A 25,531-nucleotide genomic window follows, 5' to 3' on the forward strand; every position below is an offset into this window, starting at 1 on the left:
ATTTCATCTGATTGACATGACCACGAAAATAATTCGTCTGCATGGTAATAATAATATGGCTTTGTTGGTGGGATACTTAACAATGCTCATTCGGAGCTTATACTCCATCGCTTATAACTATCCCTGGCACGCCAAAAAATGCCCGGCATCAACTGCCGGGCGTAAATAATAATTAAAACTTTAAGGAAGGATGATCGAATACCGTCAATAACCGGGGTTTTGAATGAGCGCGGGCGCATTCCGGTCAATTTCTGTTTGGGGAATTGGCCAGTATTCGTACTTGTCCTCATATTTTAGTTTAACATTGGGGGCAAAAGCCGGATTTGGAACATAGCCATTTATTTTTTGAGTTTCAATCCCTTTCTAAATCAATAATCAACAAAGTCATCTATGATTGATGGTACATTTTTATTACCGGCTCTCTTAATGCAGCAGCCTTATCACCGGAATAAAAAGAAATGACACCGGCAATTTGCTCAGGCGTTACCCACGTGCTGAAATCTGCTTCCGGCATGGATTCCCGGTTCTGAGGCGTATCAATAATGCTGGGAACGATTACGCTTGTTACCACGTCTTTTCCCTTGGATTCTGCGTTTAATATTTCTGCCAAACGAAAGATCAGCGACTTTGATAAAGCATACGCAATAGTTCCTTTTCCTTTTGATACTTCTAAGCCTGCACGCGACCCAATTAAAAAAAGGCGACCGCTACCTTGTTTCATCATTTGGGTAAATATGGGCCTTGCCATATTGTAGGCGGTTTCAAAATTTAGCTGATATTGTTTGTAAATATCACTGGTTTTTGTTGAAGAAACGTTTCCCATTGTAAAACCTCCGGCAGTTAAAACTGCCACATTTATTGCACCCCGTTTTTCGACAACATCATGTACGAGCTTTTGAGCATTTTCTTCGTTCAATAAATCCAGTGACACTTCTTCAAAATCATTTTTCGTAAAATTAGTTGCGGCTGATTTCTTAAGGATGGTTCCTATCACATGGTATCCTTCATCAATAAATTTCTTTGCTACCGCTTGCCCCAGGTTGCCTGCAGCGCCTGTTATAATTGCTATCTTTTTCAAAATTATTTTTTCAAAATTTTTAGATGACGCAAAATTATTATATAATACCCCCAAATTTTAGTACCGTCAGGGTTGATTGCTAAGTTAAGATTTCTTTCTTTTTCATTAGGCAGCTTTTTGAATTGATTGCAGATATTTTACCTGTTTAGCTTTTTAAAGATCAGCGATGCCGTTTCCCAATCCAACACATCCATATCCACAAGCTTTAGCGATTTGACCATGCGCAGAGTTGTTGTTTTGTATTCCAGAAAATGGCTGGTTTTTAAATGAGACTGGTAGGCAGTTTTGTTTTGATAGATTTCCAGTATCCGCACCTGCGTCGGGTTTTCCTTTTGAAACATCGGGAAGATAGCGACAACGCCTTTTTCCAGTTTTACGGATGCGGCTGATTCCTGCTTTAGTATTGTTTTATATTCCTCCAGGTGTTGCGGGTATATCTCAATTTCCGAGATACGGGCCATCATTGCCCGTTGCTGGGCATGGATAGTATTGCTCATACAAAAAAAGAGGATAATTGCCAGCGCAGCCTTAAGAGACCGCCTGAAACAAAGTGGGTTTTGAAAAACAGATCCGGCCATGTTACTATGGTTTGTTTGTCAGTTAAATGTTCATGGATGGTTGATATGACTCCTTCCCGCACATTTGTTAGCCTTCACGCTAAACCATTTCCAGCTAATCGTTTAAAATTAGCCTAATAAAGGTAGTAAAACTACCCGTTCTAGAACAGATACTCCACCTTTGTAACCACAATTGGCGCAAATATGTTACCCCAACGTCCATTTGTCTGGAGGTCTTTATCACGGGTAGAAGCATTATACAGGGTAAAATTTGGCGTATTGAAATATTCGTCAGCCCATTTCTGTTCGTAATACGTAACCATGCCGTTAGGATACCTGATCTTTTTGATCCATTCGGCAGGAGTTAGGAGTTTAAATACAACGGTATGTTCTGTACCCGGCGCGTCATATTTTGGAGATACCAAACCTACATTGCCATAACCCAGGCGTAGTTGAAAATAATCCTTCACCGGATCAAAGGGATATACGGAGAAACTATATTTTCTTCCATTCCAGCTAACGTAAGACGCTATCTCCCCTTCTACTTTGCTACCGGCAAAACTAACCCTGATCTCTTTTACGCCTGCCATTTTACTACCGCCGAAGGTAGCGATAGTCGCAGGTCTCCAGCTTACACCGGAGAATGTATACAGAAACGGTTTTGTGCCTTTTGAGAAAGAAGTATCCGCGTCATAGGATGGACGGTATCCCCATAAACCATCACTTGCCCCATATTCCTGGAACGGGGTTACAAATCCACCGTTATAATAAATGTTTGGTGTAACAATTCCGGCATTATTTCCGCTAACAATTATTTTCATGTTGCTCCAGTCTTCTAACACCGAGCGGGTAATGGCTGCATTTAATACATCGGTGGTGTCACGCACGGCAATATAGGGTTCCGTACCATTCATTCTGAGGATACCGGTAATAATGCTTACACTATCCGGCGCTGGCCTGTTTTCAAAAGTTGCCCCGGGAAATACCTTCACCCCAATACCGGCTGTACTGTATTGTTCATTATAACGGATGGTGCCACTATATTTTTTATTGCTTAAAAAATCGCCGCCATAAAATCTCACCAAGGTGCCGGCATAAGCAGATGGATTGTTTAAAACTGTCTGCAGCGGCGGACTCATTGGTGTAACATTCAAGCCCGCTCCTTTTTTGGTAACCCTGCTTAATGACACCTGGCTCAGCGTAAGCTCTCCGTTTTTCTGCACCAGTTTCTGTCCACCTGCATTAATGGCAAGGGCATCCCCTGGCTTAAAATTATGTGGTGCATCAAAACTCACGATGATGCCTGCTGTATCTCCTTTGTTTCCCTGTAAAACCAGGGTATTGGCCTCTATATTTTTCGCCGCAGCGTCGGAAATTACAATCCCATTGATCTGAATGCTGTCAGGCAGCGCTATTTCCTGTGGGGTACTATACTGCCTTAATTTTTTGATGGCCGTGTTTTTCACATTGCTGATCAGAAGCGGGTCCTGGTTGGGCATTTCATCCTTCTTGCAGGCCGCAACAGCTACCAACATCATCAAAGCAAGAAAAAGAAAATTATATTTTTGTTTCGGGTTCATATATTTCTATCGTTTTTTATAATTACCAAATCTGCCTGATCTCGGCTCTTAAATCGGCCGTTACCCTGGCATTACCGTAAACCAATTTTTTATCCGCGCCTACACTCCTTGGCACACTGAAATTCCTTGTCTGTCCAAATCCCGTAACAGACAAAATATAAGAGTGACCGCTATTGGCGGGGATAGCTGTACGCAGATATTCCTTTCCTGAGCTTACCCCTGTAAACCGAAGGGCAATCAAACCTGCCCGTGCTTCTTTGGTATCCAGCAGTATTTTATCTGAAACCGAGGCATAGGAAAGTGACTGTGGCATTCCATTGGAAGCAAAACTGCCGTCCGCTTTGGAGTAGGCGACCTGCAGGGGTTCGGTACCCGGACTTTGATGAACAATTTTAACCAGCACCTTTCCACTGTCCAGCCGCAGGGAACGTTCCGCATCAATCGTGAGTAATTTAAAAACCGGTGCGGCGCTGTCTTTACCAAGTGGACCATCTATCAGATAGGTAAGTGTGGCACTACCGGCTGGCATATTGAGTGTGGTATCAATATACCCAACGGTAAATACCACGCCATACGAACGGGAAGCACTGTCCGGCGCCATATATCCCATTCTTAAGCGATGACTGCCGGCGTAAGCAGGCATATAATACAGTCCAGGCGATCCATAGATCAATGGAAATTCATTTCTGTTATTGCCATTCTCTGTTTGAAAATTTGGTATCGCAGAACTTGTTCCGGTAAATGTATTGTAGGGTTCTATGTCCATAAATATGCCAATGCCGCCAATTGAATAATTCTTTAACACATCCGACACCGCTTTAAAATTTATTCTGGCTGGTTCTCCGCCGGCCGGCACGTCAGACGAAATATCCTTGTTACAGGAAACGCCTAATGCAATGCCTGCGAATAAAAAAGTTCTAAACAAAATACATCTGTACATAACACTTAAGCTTATTTGTTAATGGTTTTTACAATTTTTCTTCTTCCGTTTGCGGTTGAATAAAGATTACCTTCTTCATCGCTGTTCAACAGCTCGTCTTTGAATATACTGCCACGTGAAAAAGAATAACTGGCAATATCCGCACGATCAGGCGAGTATTGATAACTGCGGCTTTCCATAAAATCGAAAAGCATCCATTTGGGTCCGCCTACCTGGCCGTTATAATTTCCCCAGTCCGAGCCTCCGATGTATTGATACAGCAAAAAGCTAAGGCGGTAATGCTTCATCGGCAACCACCCAAAGCACACCTCAGACGCGCTTGCAAGATCATATACCGGCAATTTGATGCTTTCCAGATCGCCATAATAATTCTTTGGGAGTACTCCATATTGCTCCTGTCTGATCTGCACTTTTTTGATCAGTGACCTCAGCAACAGGTCATATACATAAATCTGACTTCCCTGAAAAACATACAGCGCCTGCTCATCGGGTTGAATGCGTATGTAGCCTATATTTCCCAGTGCTGGAGCAATTGTCCCCGGGATATCGGCAGGAACATATTGGCCTCTGAACTGATAGCTGAGCGTTTTATCGTTGGAGTTATACCTGGCCAGCGCCACCATACCCTCATCATTGTAAGAATTGCCTTTAACCGCCATGTACACATTACCCGCGGAATCTGCATACATAAGGGTGGACTTAATGTTTACTCTGTCAATTTGTCCGGTATAGGGTTGTTTTGCAATAGAATCTTTTGGTGTACTGTTAAGAATAGTTGCTGCCTTGCTTGCCAGGTTGGCTTCTATAATGCTGAAACCGGAAGGGGTTTGTACAGAGATCCAGGCCCTGGTTCCCTGCGGATTTACCGTACCCGCGATATAACTGGTAATGGAAGTTTGTCCACCTGTAATCTGGCTGGCCGTGAGCAGGGTTTCCACTGCGCCACCTTTTTTAATATGTACAAGATTTCCTGTGGAGGCGTCTATATAATATAGATCTCCTTTACCATTCGGGCACTTCAGCATCAGGTTCTGGAAATCAAACTCAGCTATATAATCCGTTATTTTCAATGGTTTATCAACACCGCCCTTTCCTTTGGTGGAATAAATAGTAACTGCATGTCCAAATGTGGTAAACCCACCTGAAGTGATGCTCACCGGAATATTCTTACCGGAACCCATAGAGTCATTGATCAGGATTTTCACTCTGTCCATCCGCAACAGAGAGGTATCCTGGAAGCTGTCGTGGTACTTTTGTGAAAACGTATCACTGGCAACTATACGCGCAATGTAGTCCCCGATCTTTATCTGCAGGTTATTCTTTGGATTGAAGACGCCTGTGATTGTCATCGTATCCCCAACAGTGTAGGAGTTTTCGTAAGCATATTTTAACCCATTGTCTACCTGCGGCAGCGTACTCAGTTGCGCGTGAAAGTTTTCCGCTTTGTAACAACCGGCCAGTAACAACAGACCCAAACCGGCCGCAATAAATGGCTTTAATTTAAATAGTTTCATTTTATATATGATTTTCTCAATTTGAGGGTTTTTCGAACCAGATCCATTTAGAAGGAGTATAATAAGGACAGGATGAAGTGTCTCCCGTAACGGTACTGGTTATTGATCAGATCACCGGTAAACCGTTTGTTGATGACCTCATTGCTGTTGTATCCTGCCTTCTCATATTTATAGCTAAAATTTTCATCTTCCGCCATGCGTACCTGCTGATCGAGCAGGTTTTGCACACTGAATTTCAATTGCAGGCTTTTAATGATACGCTGCGTAACCGCCAGATCAAGTGTTTGCCTTTCCAGTTCAATGGTACTTCCCAGATCACCCGGCGTGGGATAGAACAATTTTTTTGCCGTATCTACTGCAGCGGCTGTTACTCCATTCGCGGCGGCATAGATGCGTGGCCCGATAACATTCCATGTCACGGCCACACGGGTACCCAAACCCGCATTGTCGTAGAAAAGTCCAAGGTTGGCAACATAAGGCGCCTGTCCCTGGAGTTGACGGGTGTAATGCGGGTTAACTTTCGGATCCGGATTTTTCAAAACGGAGGTATCAAGGGTTTTATTTACAGTACTATTGATGAATGAAACGTTACCAATAACCGAAAGCTTCTGAAAAAAAGAAACGGGTATAAATCCAAGATTCTTTCTTAAGTCTATCTCAAGCCCTCTTACGATCGCTTTATCTGCATTGGCATAGCTAATGACAATCGGACTGTTGCTGTATAACGACTGGGCGATGGTTCTTTCAATTGGAGATTTTAATTCCTTATAAAACGCTCCAATGCTGAATGTTTCTCCCTTGTTATTGTTTTTTGGATAGAGCTCTATTCGGGCATCGTAATTATCCACCCTGGCTGACTTAAGCAGATAGTTACCTTTTACATATTGGTTGTTGAGGTAATCTAATTCTGTGTAAGGAGATAATTCCCTGAACTCCGGACGGTTTACCGTTTTACCAAAAGCAAAGCGAAATACCAGTTGTTCTGATGGTCGATAACCGATGTTTACAGAAGGCAGATAATCAGTGGATTTATTGTCGGCCAGGACCGGACGATTTACACCCCCCTGATAGCTGGCAGGTACAGCGCTTGATACTCGCTGGCGATCATATTCTACCCGCAATCCGCCATAGATATCCAATTTGCCTTTAAAGGGAAGCAGACTTACAGCAGCATACCCGGTATTCAGTTGCTCCGTGGCGGTATAGGCATCGCTTCCACTGGTAGCATCAAATACTTTTAACGCGGAACCATCGTCTTTCAGGTAATCCGTGCTCCATACCCTATTAAGATCCTGCTGAAAGAAAAACACCTTGCTTATGTCCATATTCGGAGAAGTGGATCCAATTGCGGCATAGGCATTGTCTGCATAGCCCACACTGTTCAGGTCACCTTCATTCAACCTGTACACCCTTCTGAAAAGTATCCGCTGTTTCCATTGCTGGTACGTGCCGGCTTTAACGGTAACCCAGGGTTTCCATTTAAAGGTATAATCAGCCGAAGCATTATAAAGGTTCTCGCTGTTTTGTGTCCAGGTACGGGAAACAATCCCTCTCTCAACGCTGTTGTCAGCCGTTTCTTCATCCGGCGCTATTACATGGCGAAAGGCCGCTACCCAATTCAGGTTGGAATCGGTGGGAAGCTTTGCATACCCAATCTCTCTACCGCGGTTCTTACTTAAGCGGATCAGGCGCTGGTCTGGTATTTGCTGGCGGCTGTAGGTATAGCCGAGGTTCCAGTCGAGGTTCCCCTTGTTTTGTTGTAATGGATGGCTACCTGTAAGGTTGCCCGAGTACAGAAACCGCTGGGTATAACTCAGGATAATATTTCTTTCGTACGGACGGTAGCCTACCGCGTCATCCTCCCAGGGAAGGTTTCCCAGTTTAGAAAAATCATAGTCCTGATTTTTGCCATAAGGAAGCCGCTGTCCGGTTTTTGTGGTACGGAGTACAGTTCCGTTTTGTCCCTGTTGAAGCAAGTAATTCTTAAATGCGATGGAGCCTTTATTTCTTAACCTGTAGGTAAAATTTTGCAGTAATGTGATCTGTGCAGTTTGAGTTCCCTGCGTTTCGCTGGATGTGGAATGAAAACGTTCGCCATCCGTATTCTGACTTTTGGTCCGTTCTACATCCATTTGCTGGCTTTCGTTCTTATAGCTAAGTGAGGTCAGCGTATTTAATGTCCTCCCTCCTATTTTGATACCATTGTAATAGTTAACGGTAAGCTGCATGGTTGGCAACCCATGGGTATAACCGTAATTGAGGTTTGGATTAAAATGTTGCGCGTAAGATTTCTGAGATATCTGCGCCCTGGTGAAATCGCCATAGCCTGGTAAAACAGCAGGCAGTTTACGCAGGCCGTTGTCAAATCCAAGAAAATCGGTTCCGCTACCCTTATTGGTCAGGAACCTATCGTTGAAAGTTGTATTGGAGCGATACCCAAGCTGAAGCTCTACATCAAAATGTTTTACATTCACCGCGTCTTTGGTAAAGATCTTAACCGCACCGCCGGTCATATCCGCCATCAGGTCGGGCGCAGGTGATTTATACACCAATATGCGGTCGATGATCCGGCTGGGAAGCAGGTCAAGTGCGAATGCGCGGCTATACAACTCTGTTGAAGGTGCAATATTTCCATTAAGATAGGTAAGGTTATATCGCTCATTCATTCCGCGGATAACGATGAACTTATCATCCCTAACAGAAACCCCCGAAATTTTGCGAACGGCCTCTGAAGCATTACGGTCGGCGCTCTTGCTGATCTGTTCTGAGGAAATACCGCTTACCACACTGGCCATATTCTTAATGCTTGTCACAATCTGTTTGTCGGTGGTATGGGTAACCGTACGCACTTTTTTCCCGGCGGTAGTAATCAATACATCGGTGAGGGTTTGACCATTTCCCGCTTGCATTTTTACATCGAATGTTTCGTTTCCGTGAAGCTTCACGCTTTCCAGAAAATTGGCATACCCTGCGTAGGAAACGCTAATGGCTACCTCCTGCTTTCCCAGGTTAGAAAAACTATAGTAGCCCTTTTCATCTGTAAGGGTTGTTTTTCCTACACCCTGCAAATTAACGGTTGCTCCAACAAGCGGTTCGGAAGTTTCAAAATCCACGACACGGCCTTTGAGAGAAATTTTGCCGGTGGGTGCGGCCCTATTTACGGGAACCTGATCCATTTCATCCGCTGTTGTTCTTTTACGCACCGCAAACCCGGACTTTAGCGCTACAAATTCGAGGGGTAATTTTTTACAAAGCTGATCCAGGGCTTCTTTCACGGAAACCTTGTGTACGATAAATTCATTGAGCTTAAGGGTTTGTAATTCTTCGGGTGAATAGATAAGTTGAACGGAGGACTGTTTTTTTACCTCTTGCAGAATCGCTGCTGCATTGGTATTTTTTAGGGAAAGGCTAACTGTTTTCGTTTCTTTTTGAGCAAATAGGCTTGCCTGGCAAGCCAACAATAGCCACAGGAGCACGGGCTTTATAAATGAACGCAGTTTTACTTTTTGGATGATAACATCCAATTTGCTAATTTTATTTTCCATTTAAAAGAGATTTCTTTTAGGAGGATTGTTGACGCAATCCTCTTTTTTTATTTTAGAACGATTGTTTTTTGCTGAATAGTAAAGTCAATATGATTGATGTATAGGATGCCGGAGAGCATGTCTTCCGCGCTTTGGTCATTTTCAAAATGGATGGTAACCGGCCTGGCTTCATCCTCGGGGGACAAACTTCCCTGTAAAACATAGCCATGTTGACGACAGATGCGTTCCAGTACGATCTTCAGAGGTGTTTCCTTAAAATATGTTCTGCCATCGGTCCAGGAAGCATAGCCGGACACATCTTCCTGTCTGATATCAAAGGAATTGCTACCAGTGCGAAGGCTGCCGGTTTGTCCGGGCTGAAGTCCGCCTGGCCGGATATTTTTTGTTTCGCTGCTAAGTTCTACGCTGCCTTTTAACAGGGCTACCCTTACCTGGTTTTCCCAGGAATAGGCCTCCACATTAAATGCTGTGCCGGTCACCCTGGTAGTAACCGTTTTTGCTGTTACCAGGAAAGGATGCGCTGCATCTTTCATTACTTCAAAAAAGCCTTCGCCATCTAATGCAACCTGACGATATTTTTGACCGAATTCCTTTTTCCATCTAAGTGTTGAACGCGCATTCAGCCAAACGGTTGATCCATCGGGCAAGGTTATTTTTTTTGGAGACGAAGCATCATTATAAACTGTATATACGAAGGGTGTAAGCGTGGTTTTCTTTATTCTATCAGATAAGAATAGAAAACTACCCCCAGCGACTATCAGAAAAATAATGGCTGCAACAGCGGCTTTGTTCCGGAAAAGGTGAACCAGTTTAGATTTCGCTTTTTTAACCTGAAGTTTTTGGTCATCATAACCGGAATTTATGCGATGAAGTATGGCAGCTTCCAGCCTTTGTCTCAAGGCTTCGTTGTGCAACGGGTTACTGGTTCCGGAGGAAAGGTTTATTTGGTCATACCAGTTTCGGAGGATTGCTTTTTCCGCTTCCGTGCACTTTCCCCGTTGATACTTGTCGAGTAATTCTTTTGCTTTATTGATATCGCTGTGCATGTGTTCCAAACTAAATAGAATGTTTCTACTGATAAGTCGGCAAAAAGGAAGTTTTGTACTCCTGATTTTGCATTACCAAATTGTTATCAACCAGGAAACGAGCGAACTGTTCCGTGGCATGTCTTCACCCGGGAACGGGTAATGAGATCAAAATGATTTTACGCTTAGGGTGCTATTACTTGTTAAGCAGGATCAGTTGAGATAGCACAACAATAACGCAAGGGCCAGGTTTCCCGTTGCGTCATATAACATGGCAACTGCCTTGCTATATGCGTTGCGGGCAGATTGGGGTTTGATGTTCAGCAATTCGGCAATTTCTTCATAACTATAACCGGTACGAGCCCGCAATGTATATATCTCCCGAATCCTTTCCGGAAGTTCTTCCACCGCGGTCTCAAAAACCTGTTCCTTTAACTCCCGCTCTTTCAAATAATCCGGGGTTGATTCTTCTATTGCATCATTTTTGAGCAAATGACCCAGCCTCGCCAACAGGTCATCATGCTTTTGCGATGTCCTGTAAAAGTCAAATATTTTGTTTCTGGCTATCCGGCTGAGGTAAGCATTCACAGAAAGGATATTAACCAGCCTATGGCTATTTTCCCAAAAATGTACAAAGATTTCCTGCACAATATCCTCGGCTAGTGCGGCATCCCCTGTTTTTGATATGACAAGTTGGTACAGTGCATTGTAGTGTCTGCGAAACAACAATGTAAAGGATTGTTGGTCTCTAAATAAGTGTATATTCTCCAGCAATTCGGCATCACTAGTTTCCTCATTTACCATAGAGCCATGAAAAATTTGGAGCAAAAATAATGGTATTACAATGACATAAACAGCGGATTCAAACGGGATTTACTGAATTTAATTCAGGCTCACTTTGAAATACAATTGATTACCGCAAGAGAACCATTGGATTAATTTATTATTAAATCTGCGTTTCATTTTCCTTTTCACTTCATGCAAACAGATCAATGTCTATCGTTTTGGTTGCCATTAAATTAAATTTTATTTTCTTTCGTATGGGCTGTCGGCACCTCCCGACTTGCTAATTCGTTCATCAACTTACAACTTAAATTGCTGGTCAAATTCCATTTTTCTGGTGTGAATAACCCGGATGCGTTTGATGTCCTGATGAAGCGGGTTGATTAGATAATTGAATTCATCAGGAATAATACTGCTGGGGACTTTTAGAACGGCAGCTTCATTGTAATAGACAAACTCATCCCCCATGATCTGGGTGGAAGGCATAGGCGGCTTGGCGTTCCAGTTATCGGGGAGGTCTTCTATTGACACTTCCTGGATGAGGAGATCGTCGGGTATTTCTATTTCGACGTAATAGCAGTCGTGTGGTAAATCTTCACTGAGATCTAAATGAACAGCTATTTCCAACGTTGCCAGAGCCCTGCTTTCGGCACATATTGCCAAACAGCTTTTTGGGTGCTGCCGTTGTTTGTCGTTATTAGCTAGCACTCTGTCCGAAAGTCAATAAATTGCCGTCAGGGTCAAGCAATGCAAATTCTTTTTGCCCCCAAGGTTTTGTCTGTAATTTTCCGTTTGGGTGAATGTTTACTTTGTTGTCCAATAATGATTGATACAAATTGTCTATGTCGTCTGTTCGGATATAAACTTGTCCGTAGTTTTCTTTTGGGTCAAGTTCCTTGAACTCAAAAAAGTGAATTTGAATGTTGTCTTTTTCAACCATTAGATAGCCGTCAAAATCCGCACTTCCAAAGTTTCGGAAACCCAACTTATTCACATAAAAGTCTTTTGTTGCGCTCTTGTCCCGCATTGGTAATTTTGGGTTAATGTCTGTCAGCATACTTTTTAGTTTTTGTTTGTTAAAGTCTAATTGATTCTATTCAGTTTCTCTTTCAGCAACTCATATTGTTCTTTATGCTTGCCAGGGTTCTTGTCTTTTAGCTTTTGAAGGTTCTGCAATTTCCAGTTGATTGATGGGAACCGCTGAAAATCATAGATCTCCCAATCGGGCGCTAGATTCTTAATACTTAGCAGAAACTGCTTATCCGTATCCGTTAAATGCTCATGAATGGTTGAAATGAGCTTTTCTCGAATGTTTTCGTATTGTTCATAGCTAAACTTTTCATTCGTCATACCTGAGAATTGATTCGCAAGCGCAGATTGCTGATCAAGGCGGTTCGGCGCAATTAATTCGTTTATTGGTCTGTCACTGCATAGTAAACAAAGTAGAAAACCTTCTTTTATCTGTTTCGTGAAACCCTCCTTTTCTAAAAGATATTTTACATCGAACAAATCCCGGGGATGTTGACGATCAAGCGCTGCTACTATTTTTCCACCGAATAGTTGACCTAGTGGTACTACAGGTATGGAGCAAAAGGCTTCAAATTCTTTTTGGGCCTTCCCGCACAACGTCAGTGCTATTGGGTCTGATAAAACCCCCCGATTAACCAGATTGACTTCGAGCTTTATATCAGCTCTGTTTGCCGAAATTTGGAGCTTACCTGCATCAAATCGCGATGCAATCCGAACGCCTGGAATAATTTTTTCAACCCGTATTTTTAATCTTCCCAGCGCTCTGGCGATGTTATTTAACGAAGACTCTCTGTCCTCAATTGGGATATAAGTTAGATCAATATCAACTGACAATCGTGGCATATCACGAATAAAAAGATTAATGGCCGTACCACCGTGAAGTGCAAAACATTCTTCCCTGGCCACTTCAGGCAACACGTTCAGTAATAATGCAACCTGTTGTTTATATACTTTTTCCATGTTCTTCCAATTCTTTCGGAACTGTTATCCCGTACTTATCAATAAATACTCCATTTTTTACGATGCTACGTTTGCCCTTCCCCAAATCTACCTTTGTCAAATCAAGTTGTTTTAACCAACTGTGATCCGCTTTTTCGGCCAGGTAAAGAAATAAACGCTTTACTTTCACCGACTGGCAGTTTTCGAGCAATGTTTGAACTTGTTTTGGTGGAAGATTGTTTAATCCCTCCATAAGCTCGTAACACTCCGTGAGCTCCTGTTTTAACGGGGTCAAGTATAAACATTCCAGAAGCGCACGGGCTGCGCCTGAAACTTTTATCGAAAAACTTCTTATCTCAATTTCTGAAAGACCCAAATCTGGAGGAAGAAATGAGGTTTCGTAGTAGTCAATCTTCACACCCCAGTCATGCTTTTTAAACCAGGTCGGGAGTGTCTCGCCTGCGGTACCAAACAAAGTGACTCTCTTTGATGCTAATTCCAGATAGTGGGTTCTACCCAATAGAGAAAGGGCAGTCCTGCCTCCGGGATGTATGGTGAGTTTAGCTTGTCCTTGCAGGGCGTATATTGCCCCCTCGTAGCCAACCTTATCACCTGCTCTTATTTGGGCCCCCGTACCGACAGATTGAAGCCAGTTGGTTTTTCGGTAGTGCTTCTGCAAGTCGCTGCTGTATCCCCGCTTTGCAAGCCAAGAGGTCAGAAGTACAACCCCTGGTGGCTGTTCGTGTAGAAGCTTGTTTATTTTTGTCTTATTTTCAGTAGTCATACTTCCTTTTTGGCACTTATTTTAAACTAGCTTGACTTGATAGTTTATTTTTACCTAAATAAAGGTAGTATAACTACCGTATTTAAGCAAATTTTAAACTAGCATAGTACGCATTTGTATAAGCCACCCAAATATGGTAACAGCGACTATCTCTTGAAAGATCGCCAAAAAGGGAAAGAAGGAGCGACATAAAAAGGCATGGCAGGTCAACATAGATCAGAATCAATCGTCAATTTATCTACAACTTAAACCGCTGATCAAACTCTATTTTTCTGGTGTGAATAACCCGGATGCATTTGATATCCCGATGAAGCGGGTTGATTAGATAATTGAATTCATCAGGAACAATACTGCTGGGGACTTTTAGAACTGCAGCTTCGTTATAATAAACAAACTCATCCCCTACGCTCTGGGTGAAAGGCATAGGCGGCTTGGCGTTCCGGTTATCGGGGAGGTCTTCTATCGACACTTCCTGGATGAGGAGATCATCGTAGTTCCCGTTCTTATTATCAGGCCCCTGCTTGTATGTTCTTGTAGATCAAGTGTTGCTCCGGGCTTACTCATGCTGTTTATCGTGTATATCAAATCTACAGCTTTATTCTGATGCTTTCACCTTTCCGTTTGTTTCGGCGAGATACATGTGGAATCCGTCAAACATTTCGTCAGTTACTGTCAGTCGAAAGATCGCTGACCAGGTGAACGAGAGAACACATCTGGACAGAGGGCATAAATCTACATTTTTTTTACTGGCAAGGATCCTAAACTTTCTGATAATAAAATCTGTTGGTTCCCTTTATCGGCCTACGTTTTATCTGTTGCTTTTCTTCCCTCCGCTTTAGTATGTTGCCAATATCATCGCCTTTCAAAACGACAGAATATTCATGTTTACAATATTCCACGATCTCCTTCATTTCTTTGGGTTTATTAAGGAAATCAGTTTCCATGATTTTATCGACATAATAAGCTGTTCCTCGTTTCTTTTTAAAAAGCATCTTAAAATCAACGTCGAGTTTGTTTACTTTAATGTGCTTTTTAATGGCGTCCCTGAGTTGCGACTCCGTTGGTACCTCGAAGTTCTTGCTAACGAGGCCTTCAATCTGATAACCAAAAACCCGTGCAATTTTTTCCAGATTTTGAAATTCAAATGATTTTGCACCATTTTCCATCCGTGAGATTGTCGGTTCTGATACTGATGACAACATGGTGAGTTCTCTTTGAGACAAGTTGGAAGTCTCTCTCAAAGCGAGCAGCCGTGATCCAATATTTATATTTTCATGTTCCTCCAGCACTTTACAAAAGGAACATTTAAAAAAATTATTGCATTTTCTTTTGTGAAAAGAAAATAATCATTATATTCGCTTTGAATTAGCTTGATAACATTGCTATAATCAGATTGATTCTGGATATTATTCGAAGAGTCTCGTTTTCCGAAAACCGCCAGTTTTACCGGAACCACGAGATGGTAGGACACTAATCCTCATTTTGTATCTAAGATATGGAATGGGTTCCTATCAGTTTGTTGGTTTATGACTTCTGACGGTACTGTAGACAAAACAAAACGGAGTCTGTTTCATTTTTTTCTTGCCAAGAGACTCCTCAAAGCCCTGACGATGAGTGCCAAAACATCATATTATTTTATTCTTGTCCATGCAATTGCATACCGGGTTCTTTATGCCTGCAAGCCTCGTCTGCCGGAATGAACCTGCGCCGGGGTAACGGAGCTGTCCCGCCGACTTACATACTCCTTTATTTCGGCAGACCCAGGGGCAAGGCGTACCCTCTAAACCTAATCGGATACCTATGCCCCATTCTTAGCTAAATCACATTACAAAACGAATCAATTCTTTAAGTATGAAAAAATTAACGCTGCTGGGCGTAATGGCAGTGCTATGCCTTCTTGTGAACACAGCGCTCAGTCAGGGAAATGCTGTTGACCTTCGTACAGCCCCGTCCCCAGTCTATATAGGAGAGTGGATCAGTCAGGACATGCCTTTTGGAAAAGTAATAAACTATAAGAGAAATACCATTTCACTAGCACATTTCAAAAATAAAATGGTAATAATGGGGTTTTGGTTTCCCTCTTGTACGCCTTGCGTTGCACAATTCCCCAAAGAATTGGCCTTGCAGCAAAAGTTTAGCAATGAGATACAGTTACTGTTGGTTACTTATGAACCAGAACAAAAAATCAGGATGTTTATTAAAGATTGGGAGCAAAAAAACGGTATCAGTTTTACTCTCCCCCTTATCGTGGAAGATACGTTGTTAACAAAAGCTTTTCGTGTTCGCTACAATCCACATTACGTATGGTTTCTCCCCGGCGGCAAGGCAGTGGCACAAACGGAGCATTATATGGTTACTGAAGATGCGATAAAGAGTATGTTGCCAGCAATTAAGGAAATGAATACGCACCTGGAAAAGTGGAAATCAGAAAGTGTTGAAAAACAATTACCTAACCATTGAATTTACTATATGAAAATTAGCTTATTAATAACTATACTTCTATCCACGATGCATCTTAGCGCCCAAAATGAACGCATAATGCATGGCCGTGTCGCTGATTCAACGACCGGCAAAGAGATAATTGGCGCAACAATAAGTTCGTCTGGCGGACATACCGCGCAAAGCCAAGCCGGAGGTGTTTTCACAATTGTCGCAAAGGAGGCGGACTCTTTAACCATTACGCATATCCACTATGAGACAAAACGAGTATTAGCGAAAGAACTGGAAAAAGCCAGTTTAATTTGGATGCAGCCAAAAACTAATCTACTTGATGAAGTAACAATAAACACTGGTTACCAGTTACTCAAGCCAAATCAAGTAAACGGCGCAGTGACTGTCATTGACAACAAACTATTGAACCAGCAAATGGGGACTAATATACTAAAACGATTGAGCGGGGTAACAAGCGGTCTCGCATTTAACCAGGGATTTACAAACCGGAATTTTACCAATAAGACAGGCATCAACATACGTGGTATGGGCACCATAAATGGTCCATTGGACCCCCTGATAGTGCTGGACAATTTCATTTACGAAGGCGATATCAATAATATTGATCCAAATGATATAGAAAACATTACTGTGTTGAAAGATGCTGCAGCAGCCAGTATTTGGGGCGCTCGGGCAGGTAATGGCGTAATTGTATTAACAAGCAAAAAGGGCAGACTGAATCAAAAGCCCAGGTTAGAATTCAACACCAACCTGACCGTCACTGATAAGCCCAACCTCTATGCACTTAAATTTATGAGCAACGCTGATTATATTGGAGTGGAACAGTTTCTGTACAACAAGGGATATTTCAATTATGCCATCAGTACAAAATATATGCCTGTTCCGCCGGCTGTCGAAGTATTCCTGGCCCGCAAGACTGGCAGTATTTCAGCAGCGGATTCTGCAGCGCAAATTATGGCTCTGATCAACACAGATACCCGAGATCAATATATGAACCACATCTATCGAAAACCGATTGCTCAGCAATACAGCATCAATGCCAGTGGGGGCACAGCAGTACAGTCATGGCTACTTTCTGCTTCACTACAGCGCGATATAAGCGCATTGGATGCAACAGGTGATCGATTAAACCTGCGTTTTAATAACACGTATGAGCCATTTAAAAAGATGCGCATCAATTTAGGAGCATCTCTTACACGAAGTAATACGGTTTCCGGAAAGTATGACTATACAGCTGTAACCCGGATAGGTACCCGAAGCCTGCCATATGTCGCACTAATGGATGAGCAGGGTAATTCATTACCGACAGCTCAAAATCTGCGAAAGGCTTATACCGATACGGCGGGCGGCGGCCTACTTCTTGACTGGAATTATTATCCATTGGAAGATTATCAGTACAGCCGATCTAAGACCCTCATGGATCAACTTATCGGAAACCTTGGCCTATATTATCAATTGGCCAAACCCCTTTCCATCGAGTTCCAGTATCAATACCAGTTGCAACGCACAGGATCCAGAAAAACTGCGGAGTTGGAAAGCTTCAGTACCCGCAACTCTATTAACACTTACAGTCAACTAAACCGGAAGGCGGGCACAGTAAATTACATAATCCCTCCTGGTGCAATCGTAACTGTAGGAGACAATACGCTAAGTAGCTGGAACTTCAGAGGTCAGCTTAACTTCAATAAACGCTGGTTGGTCCATAAGGTTTCCATGATGGTTGGGGCCGAAGCCAGGGAGGTGAAAGGAGACGGAGAATCGAGGACACAATACGGTTATAAGGATAATCCGGTGACCTATGCCAACCTGGATCTTAAAAACAACTATCCAAATTTCATTACCGGAGCTTACCAACAAATTGGATTGAACCCATCACTCGTCAAAACCAACAACCGGTTCGTATCATTTTTTTCTAATTTCTTCTATGGTTTTAAAGAGCGGTATTCCTTTTTTGCAAGTGCCCGGAAAGATGGGTCAAATTTGTTGGGCGCTACATTCAACGACAAATGGAAGCCGCTCTGGTCGACGGGTTTAGGCTGGGAAATTTCAAAGGAGCATTTCTATTCACTTCAATACCTTGAATTCCTCAAAATACGCCTCACATACGGTTACAGTGGTAACGTGGATCTGACAAAGACAGCTCTGCCACTTGCTCAGTACTATACTGATGCCAATACTGGACTAACCGCAGGCTTGATCAATACCATTAATAACCCCGGGCTCAAATGGGAACAGGTAGGTCAGACTAACCTGGGTATCGATTTTCGAACTAGTGACGGTTTACTCTTCGGATCCTTGGATTACTACTTCAAAAAAGGCAGCAACCTGTACGCACCCACACCCATTGACTATACCGCTTGGGGGCTGGCCAACACCGTCGTTAAAAATGTAGCTGACATGAAAGGAAGAGGTATTGATTTCCTCCTGAACATTAAATGGTTAGACCGGGCAATAAAGGCAAGCACGCAACTTTTATTTAATCATGTAGATAACAAAACAACAGCCTATTACGGGGACGCAGCCTTGCGGCTTACCTCCATGTTGGGTAGCGGAACAATAGTTACTCCTGTAATTGGCAAGCCTCTTTACTCAATGGCAGCATACAAATGGGGCGGATTAAACAACCAGGGTAACCCGTTGGGTTACCTAAAAGATCAGCCAAGTACAGACTACAATGCGATAAGTCGGGAAGCCTCTTCGGGAGGTTTTGAAAGTACAAATATTGTGTACAAGGGAAGCGCAGCCCCTGTGTATTTTGGGTCGATAATCCCAAATTTCGAATATAAGGGATGGCTTGTCAATTTCAACGTGAGTTATAAGCTGGGCTACTATTTTCGTCGACAGGGAATACTCTACAATAACCTCGTAAGGGGAAATTTCATCGGCATGTCTGATTATCCGAAACGTTGGCAACAACCCGGCGATGAAATAATAACGGATGTACCTGGCTTTGTATATCCGGTGAATAACTCGCGCGATGCATTCTACAGCAGCTCGGAAATTAACGTTCTGCGGGCAGACCAGGTTCGTCTGCAATATATCAATTTATCGAAGCAGCTAAGAACCCCGGCCTTCCTACCCTTTAGAGATGTCTTGATTTACTTGAATGCAGCCAATCTTGGGTTGCTCTGGAGGAAAAATAAGGAAGGTCTCGACCCCGACTATGTAAACGTCGTACCTCCTTCAAAGTCATTCACATTCGGCATTCGTACTGCTTTCTAAATTTTAAAAACTTGGTTATGCACAATTTCAAATTTCAATATATATTGATATCACTAATGATAATAGGGCATTTTTCCTGTAAAAAGTTCCTTGATGAAATACCCGATCGCAACAAGAACGTACCACAATCTTTGGAAGACCTACAAGCTTTATTAGATAACACGTCAAGAATGAATGATAAAACGACTCCATCATTTGGAGAATCCTCCTCTGATGATTATTTTATGACGGGTTCCGACTTTGAATCGAGGGGTGTAGAGCAACAATCGATTTATATTTGGCAGCGGAGTGACTATTTTATCGGCAATGATTGGTCTGCAGGCTATCTTCCGGTATATCATTCAAATTACTGCCTGGAACGACTAAAGACGGTCGCAAAGAATGCATCTAATACAAAAGCTTGGAATAATGTGTACGGTTCGGCGTTATTTTTTAGGAGTTACAGTTTTTTGAACCTGCTCTGGAACTACGCGCTGGCTTACGATGAAAAAACGGCAGCCACCGATAAGGGCATCGTGCTGCGAGAAGGCACTGATTTGAACGTCCGCTCGGTCCGTTCAAGCGTGAAAGACTGCTATCAGAAAGTCATCAATGAAACACGCGAAGCTTTGCATTATCTTCCCGAAAGATCAGTAACTATAATGCGTCCATCCGCGGCTGGCGCTTACGGTCTACTTGCCCGGACATTCCTCTCTATGCGTATCTACGACAGTGCCTATAAATATGCAGATCTTTGTTTATCAATTAACGACAAGTTAATGGATCTGAATACGGATCCTTTTGTGAATTTGTCGGCTGGGTTTACTTTTCGGCGCTTCAATCGTGAAATTATCTTTTTCTCCGAGATGACCTCGTTCTTGGATGCACTATACAACCCCGGGTACTCATCGTATATTGATACTTTTTTATTGCGCAAGTATGATGAAAATGATCTGCGTAAACAAGCTTATTTTAACAGACAATCGGAGTTTTTCAAATTCAAAGGAAGTTATAGCGGCAGGTCGCAAAGTTTTTCTGGATTGGCAATAGACGAAATTTATCTAATTAGAGCCGAGTCTGCTGCGAGAATTGGCAAAAAGGCGGAGGCTATGCATGATTTAAACAAACTGCTTAGGAGTCGTTGGAACAGTGCTGTGCCGTTCATCGAAAGGCTCGCCAATACTGACAAGGAAGCATTGGAGCAAATTTTAATAGAACGGAGAAAGGAACTATTAATGAGGGGCTTGCGATGGATTGAAATTAAAAGACTCAACAAGGAGGGAGCAAATATAGTTCTAAAACGTGTAGTTGGAGGTGAGGTTTATACGCTTGAACCCAACTCAGCCTATTATGCGTTGCCTTTGCCGGCAGACGTTATCAGAGAATCAGGGATTGAACAGAACTAGCAAAGAACCGACCTTTCGAGGGCCGGTTCTTCCAAATACCTAGTTCAGCTTGTTGGAATAGGTCGGTAATGCACTCCCCGAAATTCCGGAAACATGGATATTTGGCGCGCTACCAAATTCCGTCACTGAAACCGTACTGGCGTTCAACACCGGGCTGGGGCCGCTAATATCTACGTCTGCCGATGCCGCAAAAATACGGCACGCTTTCACATCATCATTGCTGCATTGAGCCTGATCCATACCGATGTATTTCCAGTTGCTCAGATTCTGAACTTCACCGGCTATATATTGGCCCTGAAACTCAAAAGTGTACTGCCCAGCTAATTTTTGATTTGCCGGCTTTGTGCTAAAAGCAGCAGCCCCCAACAAAATCCCCAATGCTGCGACGGCCACCAGATTTCTCTTTAAAAATCGTGCGATTTTCATCTCATGGTCTTTTTTATAATTCAAAAAAAGATTACCAATAAAAAACTTTAAATTTAAATTCAGATTAATTGGTTTGCCTTTTGGCCGGCCAGCCTGTAGCGCCCACTGTCACTGACGGTGGACGTTGCTTTTTGTTATTTGTTTCAATCCATAGGCATTCAGAATTAGAAAAGAACAATTAAAAAGAAAATGTTGTCGCCAGCTCATACCGCTGATCACTGAACCGCAACTGCAGGGCACCTGCCCCCATACACCCAAGAGGGCCAGCCCTACGTAGACGGTGAATGATAGCAATAGTCCAAAGGATAGCCAATAGCCCACTTTGCGAGTTCGAAAAGGAATCAACAAAAGCACAGTAGATATTTCCAGGAATAACAAAAGGTACACGAGAACGCCAAGAAGCCATCCGGGTAATGGCTGTTGCATTATCCCTGCCTTAAAATTTGCAAATTTTGTGACTTTATCGAACACTACCGGAATCCACAACGTCAACAGCAAAATTGTGATTGCAGTAGTGACAAAATTTCGCCGAACAGGCATTGTTAAACTTATTCTGTTATTCATCTTAATTGCTTTAGCGGGCCGCTGACCCGGTTGCTTTCACTCCCGAGCCGCGCGGGCCATGATTACGATCAGTCTGTCGTATCATAATTTTTGTTCTTGTGTTTAGGCAATGCGATACCACGGGGCAGTCCCCACCCCCAACGTTTCCAGGGTCATTTTTTCCTGGAGCGCTACGTTTATGAAAATTGAAACAGGCGCCGGCCGCCTTTACACTGAAATCTGTATATCCGGGCTCTTTGGGTGATTGAAGGGCCCCTCACCCTGCTAGTCCTATTGCTAATAGTATTTCCGGTCGTGGGTTATTTTTCTTTCGTTACTTTTTTTGTTTTGCTGTTTGCTGAGATAAAGATACATCGCCAAAAAGCCGGAAACAATACCGCGAAACGAAAAAATTTCGATGAAAATCGGCGTTTTTGTGCATTCCGACATAAGTTTTGAAAAAATATGTCACCGCTCAACGATCCCTGAGGCTTTGCTTGGCGGGACCTGAAACCGTTTCCGGAACTGCGCACTGAAGTGGCTGGGATTCTTGAAATTCAGCCTTTCGGTGGCCTCAGCAACAGTACATCCCTCTACCGTCAGCAAGTACAAGCCATACTGTAACCGCAGTTCCTTAAACCCGGCCCGCGGCGCTCCGGTTTTGCTCCCTGTAACCCAATTGTGCCGGAGCGTTGGGGCCTCCACAAAGAATTGTGCCTTGATGGCTCTTATAATTTCCGGAACGGGCAGATCTATAAGGCTGGCAATAGACGCGTAAATCGAGGCTGTAAGATCTTCCCGGCTTACTAACCGATCCTTTTCACCCAATTGCCGGTGAAACTCCCGGAAAAGATCTAACACAATTCCGGCCAGGTCTAACCGCCTGCCCCCGTTTCCTGCTGGCAGGTCCCCGAAGGATCTGATAATCGCTCTCAGGTTACTGGTGATGGGAAGCCGAGTGGCCAGGGCGCCCACCTCGTGCGAATTTTTGAGGAACTTCACCAGTTTCTCGAGGGTGGGGTATGTTGACGACATCGTATCCAGGTAGCTCCCCGGTATCAGGTACAAAAAGTGATAGGTGCCCGGGACAAATAAAACCTCGTATTCCCCTTCGGGAACATACTGCAGCGTATAAGTATTTTCAAAAAGCGGCAGACACCCGTGACCCTCCAGCTTCGCAAATGCAAATCCCTGGAGCGTATACAGCATTTCATTCATACTCTCCTTAAACCGTACTCGAAGGATACTGCACCGACTGAGGCGGATGGTGACCAGCGAAAGTTGAACACCAGTCCCTTCACAGTATTGCTGCAGGATGTAGTTTTCGTTTTCATCACCCCAGGTTTGCAGGTAAGGCTCCGCGAATGGGAGTATCAGGGACTGATCCCGGGGGATCTCATTTCGTTCTCTAAGCGTGTGCCTCCGGCTCACCGGGATTTTTAACTTCAGGGGAATTTCCATATGTTTCCTGTTTTGTTAATCGCTATGCAGACGATTCGGTTTGATCAAATTCACGGCAAATCGTGATCCACGGGCCATTTTGCCGATATTCAAAAGTAAACAAGCCTGGTTCTGTTTCCGGTTTATCCCAATATTTGCATAAAATGGCAACAAGGGTTTTTGCAAAATAATAGGCCCAAAAATGCATGACAATCAACAGAAGGCTTATTTCATTGTCGATTTAGTCAATGATTGCTTGAAAATGAAGATACGAAGAAAATCTGTCACGGACCTGATCACATCTGTTGAAGTCAATCGTTAAATCTGTTCTTAGCCCGTTTCCCGTTATTCCATCAATCCAACAAATTCCACCAGGTTCAAGTATTAGCAGCCACATATTTTCTCCAGCCTCTTCGCGGTAACCGATTTTAGTCGACGAAATTCGTCAAATTCGTCGCGTTAGCCTAGAAAATTCTACATTAACCGAGTTTTAGTCGAAGAAATTCGCCACTTTCGGGCCTTTGGCACTTTTTAATCTAAGAAATTCGTCAAATTTGTCGTTTTAGTCTAGAAAATCCTACCTCAACCCGATTTTAGTCGACGAAATTCGCCACTCTCGGGCCTTTGGCACTTTTTAGTCTAAGAAATTCGTCAAACTCGTCGTTTTAGTCTAGAGAATTCTACCTTTGGTCCAGGAAATGCAAATTTTAGTCTACAATTTTCTCCAACTATGAGCAATCTTCATGAAATAGTTTTTACCTCTTCTGACAACACAATTTCAAGAAAGATGCATCGGCAACTACAGGCCGGACAACTCAGGGAAATTGCACCCAGAGTTTATACAACCAACCTGTCTGATAATCCGGAAAAAATAGTGCTTCGAAGCTGGTATTTAATCCTATCCCACCTATACCCGGGTGCCTTCCTAAGTCATCGCAGCGCGTTGGAAAGCAAACCCGTGGATGGACATATATTTCTCAGTCATTCTTCAACAAGAAATGTACAATTACCGGGGCTCAAAGTACATTTATTAAAAAGTACAGATCATGTGGCCGGTGTCATGCATTTTTTCGAGGATCTGCATCGGTCCTCCGAACCGAGAGCTTATCTTGAAAATATGCAATCCACACGTAGCACTGCAGATTTCCCAAAAACGCTAAATCGCGAAGCAATAGAGGGAAAACTGGAAATGGTTATCCGTACAAGGGGAGAAAAAGAGCTGAACAAAATACGGGATGAGGCCAGGACGCTGAGCATCACATTAAACATGCCCAAGGAGTTTGAGCGTTTGAGTCGTTTGATCAGCGCCTTGCTTGCTACCAACACTTCCAAGATTCTAAACAGTGATGTGGCCAGGGCCAGGGCACATGGCGAACCGTTTGACCCGGACAGGGATTCCCTCTTTAGTCTTCTATACGACTATCTTGCCGACAAAGAATTCAGAAATTATCCCGACCCTAATATTACCGACAAGGCCTACCACAATTTTGCCTTTTTTGAAAGTTACTTCTCCAACTTCATTGAGGGAACCGAGTTTACCATCAGTGAGGCCAAAGAGATTATCACCACAGAAACGCCGATGCCCCTAAGGGATGAAGATTCCCATGACATATTGGGCACCTATCAGGTAGTCAGCGATCGAAAGGAAATGAGCATCACCCCTCAATCACCGGATCATTTTTTAGCATTGCTGCGCGCGAGACATGAAGTACTATTACGCGCCAGATCCCGCAAAAATCCAGGACAATTTAAAGACAGGAACAACCGGGCAGGGGAAACTGAGTTTGTGAATTGGGAATTAGTCGCCGGCACACTCAAAAAAGGGTACCAATGGTATTCCCTTCTACAGGATCCCTTTGCAAGAGCAGCATTTATGATGTTTCTGGTGGCTGAAGTGCACCCTTTTCTGGATGGCAACGGCCGGATCGCCCGGGTCATGATGAATGCTGAGCTGACAGCAAAAGGAATGTCTAAGATTATTATTCCCACAGTTTACAGAATCGACTACCTCGGTGCAATCCGAAAGCTCACACGTAAGCAGGACCCGGAAACCTATGTAAATATGCTTAGCCGCGCCTATGCCTTCAGCGCCACTGTCCATGGTGAAAGACTAGATGACATTGAACAATACCTGAGGCAATGCAACGCGTTCGAGGAGAGTGAGGAATTTATCCTCCGGTTCTAAAGCTAAACGCTTCACCCTTAGGATCCGTTCCGTTCTTTTCCCCCTATTCAGAATACGCAACCAAAGAACGTCTCAACCTGTGCAGCCGATTTTTTCTACTGACTT

General features: G+C 43.3%; 22 protein-coding genes. 4 read left to right on the forward strand and 18 right to left on the reverse strand.

Going from position 1 to position 25,531, the window contains the following annotated elements:
• Window positions 1-204: 204 nt before the first annotated feature.
• The 15 genes from AC3WS5_RS00350 to AC3WS5_RS00420 all read right to left on the reverse strand — a co-directional run bounded on the left by AC3WS5_RS00350 (window position 205) and on the right by AC3WS5_RS00420 (window position 15,063).
• The gene (locus AC3WS5_RS00350) at window positions 205-357 is read right to left on the reverse strand and encodes a RagB/SusD family nutrient uptake outer membrane protein (RefSeq protein WP_492466459.1); all 153 of its coding nucleotides are present in this window, start codon (window positions 355-357) and stop codon (window positions 205-207) included.
• A 31-nt stretch (window positions 358-388) separates the two neighbouring features.
• A complete protein-coding gene (locus tag AC3WS5_RS00355; RefSeq protein WP_492465196.1) occupies window positions 389-1,132 on the reverse strand; it encodes an SDR family NAD(P)-dependent oxidoreductase in 744 nt (247 codons plus the stop codon).
• A gap of 83 nt (window positions 1,133-1,215) precedes the next feature.
• Complete coding sequence (locus tag AC3WS5_RS00360; RefSeq protein WP_492465197.1) at window positions 1,216-1,575, reverse strand: putative quinol monooxygenase; 360 nt, start codon at window positions 1,573-1,575, stop codon at window positions 1,216-1,218.
• A gap of 221 nt (window positions 1,576-1,796) precedes the next feature.
• Window positions 1,797-3,215 carry a DUF5689 domain-containing protein gene (locus AC3WS5_RS00365; protein WP_492465198.1) on the reverse strand — a complete coding sequence of 473 codons (1,419 nt, stop codon included), beginning with the start codon at window positions 3,213-3,215 and terminating at the stop codon, window positions 1,797-1,799.
• Between the two features lie 22 nt (window positions 3,216-3,237).
• Entirely contained in the window at window positions 3,238-4,155 is a 918-nt protein-coding gene (locus AC3WS5_RS00370) for a hypothetical protein (RefSeq protein ID WP_492465199.1), read from the reverse strand.
• Between the two features lie 11 nt (window positions 4,156-4,166).
• The gene (locus AC3WS5_RS00375) at window positions 4,167-5,669 is read right to left on the reverse strand and encodes a hypothetical protein (protein WP_492465200.1); all 1,503 of its coding nucleotides are present in this window, start codon (window positions 5,667-5,669) and stop codon (window positions 4,167-4,169) included.
• 47 nt (window positions 5,670-5,716) lie between these two features.
• Window positions 5,717-9,214 (reverse strand): TonB-dependent receptor domain-containing protein, encoded by a 3,498-nt coding sequence (locus AC3WS5_RS00380; RefSeq protein WP_492465201.1) that lies wholly within the window; start codon window positions 9,212-9,214, stop codon window positions 5,717-5,719.
• A 47-nt stretch (window positions 9,215-9,261) separates the two neighbouring features.
• Window positions 9,262-10,260, reverse strand: a complete 999-nt coding sequence (locus AC3WS5_RS00385) for a FecR family protein (RefSeq protein ID WP_492465202.1) — start codon at window positions 10,258-10,260, stop codon at window positions 9,262-9,264.
• A gap of 192 nt (window positions 10,261-10,452) precedes the next feature.
• Window positions 10,453-11,043 carry an RNA polymerase sigma factor gene (locus tag AC3WS5_RS00390; protein WP_492465203.1) on the reverse strand — a complete coding sequence of 197 codons (591 nt, stop codon included), beginning with the start codon at window positions 11,041-11,043 and terminating at the stop codon, window positions 10,453-10,455.
• Window positions 11,044-11,322: 279 nt separating this feature from the next.
• Window positions 11,323-11,685: an RES family NAD+ phosphorylase gene (locus tag AC3WS5_RS00395; protein WP_492465204.1), complete on the reverse strand. Its 363-nt coding sequence runs from the start codon at window positions 11,683-11,685 to the stop codon at window positions 11,323-11,325.
• Window positions 11,686-11,719: 34 nt separating this feature from the next.
• Window positions 11,720-12,079, reverse strand: a complete 360-nt coding sequence (locus AC3WS5_RS00400; RefSeq protein ID WP_492465205.1) for a bleomycin resistance protein — start codon at window positions 12,077-12,079, stop codon at window positions 11,720-11,722.
• A gap of 26 nt (window positions 12,080-12,105) precedes the next feature.
• Window positions 12,106-13,011, reverse strand: coding sequence for a nucleotidyl transferase AbiEii/AbiGii toxin family protein (locus AC3WS5_RS00405; protein ID WP_492465206.1), 906 nt, complete (start codon window positions 13,009-13,011; stop codon window positions 12,106-12,108).
• Complete coding sequence (locus tag AC3WS5_RS00410) at window positions 12,995-13,774, reverse strand: type IV toxin-antitoxin system AbiEi family antitoxin (protein ID WP_492465207.1); 780 nt, start codon at window positions 13,772-13,774, stop codon at window positions 12,995-12,997. The genes AC3WS5_RS00405 and AC3WS5_RS00410 overlap by 17 nt, the downstream gene beginning before the upstream one ends.
• A 238-nt stretch (window positions 13,775-14,012) precedes the next feature.
• The gene (locus AC3WS5_RS00415; RefSeq protein ID WP_492465208.1) at window positions 14,013-14,243 is read right to left on the reverse strand and encodes an RES family NAD+ phosphorylase; all 231 of its coding nucleotides are present in this window, start codon (window positions 14,241-14,243) and stop codon (window positions 14,013-14,015) included.
• Between the two features lie 289 nt (window positions 14,244-14,532).
• The gene (locus AC3WS5_RS00420) at window positions 14,533-15,063 is read right to left on the reverse strand and encodes a helix-turn-helix domain-containing protein (RefSeq protein WP_492465209.1); all 531 of its coding nucleotides are present in this window, start codon (window positions 15,061-15,063) and stop codon (window positions 14,533-14,535) included.
• Window positions 15,064-15,625: 562 nt separating this feature from the next.
• On the opposite strand from AC3WS5_RS00420, the gene AC3WS5_RS00425 reads away from it, so the two are divergent.
• From AC3WS5_RS00425 to AC3WS5_RS00435, 3 genes are all read left to right on the forward strand, one after another.
• On the forward strand, window positions 15,626-16,234 hold the full coding sequence (locus AC3WS5_RS00425) for a TlpA family protein disulfide reductase (RefSeq protein ID WP_492465210.1): 609 nt from the start codon (window positions 15,626-15,628) through the stop codon (window positions 16,232-16,234).
• Window positions 16,235-16,312: 78 nt separating this feature from the next.
• Complete coding sequence (locus AC3WS5_RS00430; protein WP_492465211.1) at window positions 16,313-19,447, forward strand: SusC/RagA family TonB-linked outer membrane protein; 3,135 nt, start codon at window positions 16,313-16,315, stop codon at window positions 19,445-19,447.
• A gap of 56 nt (window positions 19,448-19,503) precedes the next feature.
• A complete protein-coding gene (locus AC3WS5_RS00435; RefSeq protein ID WP_492466460.1) occupies window positions 19,504-20,832 on the forward strand; it encodes a RagB/SusD family nutrient uptake outer membrane protein in 1,329 nt (442 codons plus the stop codon).
• Window positions 20,833-20,871: 39 nt separating this feature from the next.
• Here AC3WS5_RS00435 and AC3WS5_RS00440 read toward each other — a convergent pair whose 3' ends face one another.
• The 3 genes from AC3WS5_RS00440 to AC3WS5_RS00450 form a co-directional block, all read right to left on the reverse strand.
• Entirely contained in the window at window positions 20,872-21,258 is a 387-nt protein-coding gene (locus tag AC3WS5_RS00440; RefSeq protein ID WP_492465212.1) for a hypothetical protein, read from the reverse strand.
• A gap of 108 nt (window positions 21,259-21,366) precedes the next feature.
• Window positions 21,367-21,822 (reverse strand): MauE/DoxX family redox-associated membrane protein, encoded by a 456-nt coding sequence (locus tag AC3WS5_RS00445; protein ID WP_492465213.1) that lies wholly within the window; start codon window positions 21,820-21,822, stop codon window positions 21,367-21,369.
• A 447-nt stretch (window positions 21,823-22,269) separates the two neighbouring features.
• Window positions 22,270-23,262, reverse strand: coding sequence for a helix-turn-helix domain-containing protein (locus AC3WS5_RS00450; RefSeq protein ID WP_492465214.1), 993 nt, complete (start codon window positions 23,260-23,262; stop codon window positions 22,270-22,272).
• 766 nt (window positions 23,263-24,028) lie between these two features.
• Here AC3WS5_RS00450 and AC3WS5_RS00455 point away from each other — a divergent pair.
• A complete protein-coding gene (locus AC3WS5_RS00455; protein ID WP_492465215.1) occupies window positions 24,029-25,426 on the forward strand; it encodes a Fic family protein in 1,398 nt (465 codons plus the stop codon).
• Window positions 25,427-25,531: the final 105 nt, after the last annotated feature.

This window comes from Niabella sp. CPT15-335-S11 (assembly GCF_058792415.1).

What these genes read in the sequence shown, in the direction of transcription:
- AC3WS5_RS00360 (WP_492465197.1), bottom strand. Translation starts at nt 1,575, where the DNA reads ATGAGCAATACTATCCATGCCCAGCAACGGGCAATGATGGCCCGTATC.
- AC3WS5_RS00365 (WP_492465198.1), bottom strand. Translation starts at nt 3,215, where the DNA reads ATGAACCCGAAACAAAAATATAATTTTCTTTTTCTTGCTTTGATGATG.
- AC3WS5_RS00370 (WP_492465199.1), bottom strand. Translation starts at nt 4,155, where the DNA reads ATGTACAGATGTATTTTGTTTAGAACTTTTTTATTCGCAGGCATTGCA.
- AC3WS5_RS00375 (WP_492465200.1), bottom strand. Translation starts at nt 5,669, where the DNA reads ATGAAACTATTTAAATTAAAGCCATTTATTGCGGCCGGTTTGGGTCTG.
- AC3WS5_RS00380 (WP_492465201.1), bottom strand. Translation starts at nt 9,214, where the DNA reads ATGGAAAATAAAATTAGCAAATTGGATGTTATCATCCAAAAAGTAAAA.
- AC3WS5_RS00385 (WP_492465202.1), bottom strand. Translation starts at nt 10,260, where the DNA reads ATGCACAGCGATATCAATAAAGCAAAAGAATTACTCGACAAGTATCAA.
- AC3WS5_RS00390 (WP_492465203.1), bottom strand. Translation starts at nt 11,043, where the DNA reads ATGGTAAATGAGGAAACTAGTGATGCCGAATTGCTGGAGAATATACAC.
- AC3WS5_RS00400 (WP_492465205.1), bottom strand. Translation starts at nt 12,079, where the DNA reads ATGCTGACAGACATTAACCCAAAATTACCAATGCGGGACAAGAGCGCA.
- AC3WS5_RS00405 (WP_492465206.1), bottom strand. Translation starts at nt 13,011, where the DNA reads ATGGAAAAAGTATATAAACAACAGGTTGCATTATTACTGAACGTGTTG.
- AC3WS5_RS00410 (WP_492465207.1), bottom strand. Translation starts at nt 13,774, where the DNA reads ATGACTACTGAAAATAAGACAAAAATAAACAAGCTTCTACACGAACAG.
- AC3WS5_RS00425 (WP_492465210.1), top strand. Translation starts at nt 15,626, where the DNA reads ATGAAAAAATTAACGCTGCTGGGCGTAATGGCAGTGCTATGCCTTCTT.
- AC3WS5_RS00430 (WP_492465211.1), top strand. Translation starts at nt 16,313, where the DNA reads ATGCATGGCCGTGTCGCTGATTCAACGACCGGCAAAGAGATAATTGGC.
- AC3WS5_RS00435 (WP_492466460.1), top strand. Translation starts at nt 19,504, where the DNA reads ATGATAATAGGGCATTTTTCCTGTAAAAAGTTCCTTGATGAAATACCC.
- AC3WS5_RS00440 (WP_492465212.1), bottom strand. Translation starts at nt 21,258, where the DNA reads ATGAAAATCGCACGATTTTTAAAGAGAAATCTGGTGGCCGTCGCAGCA.
- AC3WS5_RS00445 (WP_492465213.1), bottom strand. Translation starts at nt 21,822, where the DNA reads ATGAATAACAGAATAAGTTTAACAATGCCTGTTCGGCGAAATTTTGTC.
- AC3WS5_RS00450 (WP_492465214.1), bottom strand. Translation starts at nt 23,262, where the DNA reads ATGGAAATTCCCCTGAAGTTAAAAATCCCGGTGAGCCGGAGGCACACG.
- AC3WS5_RS00455 (WP_492465215.1), top strand. Translation starts at nt 24,029, where the DNA reads ATGCATCGGCAACTACAGGCCGGACAACTCAGGGAAATTGCACCCAGA.